The sequence below is a fragment of the uncultured Faecalibacterium sp. genome (assembly GCF_900066275.1).
Classification (GTDB): domain Bacteria; phylum Bacillota; class Clostridia; order Oscillospirales; family Ruminococcaceae; genus Faecalibacterium; species Faecalibacterium taiwanense.
On record NZ_FMFG01000097.1, the window covers coordinates 1 to 771 of the forward strand.

Here is a 771-nt window from a genome sequence, read left to right on the forward strand (position 1 = left end):
TCGGTGGCACTGTGCGCTGGCATGGCGGCTCCTGCTTTTGCCTATGGCGGTGAGCCTGTGGAGGAAGTGGAACAGCCCGTCCTGACTTCTACCACCGATGAAGAAGATGTGGTCACCGTGACCGATGAGGAAACCGGTGCTCTGACCCCGGAGGGCAATCTGACGATGGTGGACGATTACCACACCAGTTATTCGGATGGCAGCGGGCAGCAGTTCATCACGCTGGTGTCGAAGTCTGGCAACACATTCTATCTGGTCATCGACCGCAACGACAAGGGGGAAAACACCGTTCATTTCATGAATCTTGTGGACGAAGCCGACCTTCTTTCCCTGATGGAAGATGAAGATGCCGATGCCTACACCGCTGAAAAAGAAGCGGCGGCGCAGGCAGAACAGGAGCGCAAACAGGCCGAGGAGGATGCGAAAAAGGCTGCGGAAGAAGCGGTGGCATCCGGTTCTGAACAGACTGGTGGCAACAAAGTTACGAAGTATGCTGCTACGTTCTTAGGCGTACTGGCACTGGTCGGTTTGGTTGCTGGCGGTGGCATTTACACCTTTATGAAGCAGAAGCAGAAAAAGCAGGCAGAAAAAGAAGCCCTTGACCCCGATGCAAACTACACTGAGGACAAGGGCGACTTTGAAATCCCTGTGGAGGATGAGCCGGAGGAGACCGGCGAGGAGGATAACGCAGAAGAATAATTCTATTGGCGGCGTTTGCCGCCTTACATATTGCAATCCGAAACAGATTGGAGGGATTCTTATCGCAAAATT

1 protein-coding gene is annotated in these 771 nt (G+C 53.6%); it reads left to right on the top strand.

What is annotated here, in order from left to right; translation table 11 throughout:
• Window positions 1-699 (top strand): DUF4366 domain-containing protein (locus QZL71_RS13165; protein WP_294649206.1); only part of this gene is annotated, 699 nt, incomplete at its 5' end.
• Window positions 700-771 lie beyond the last annotated feature (72 nt).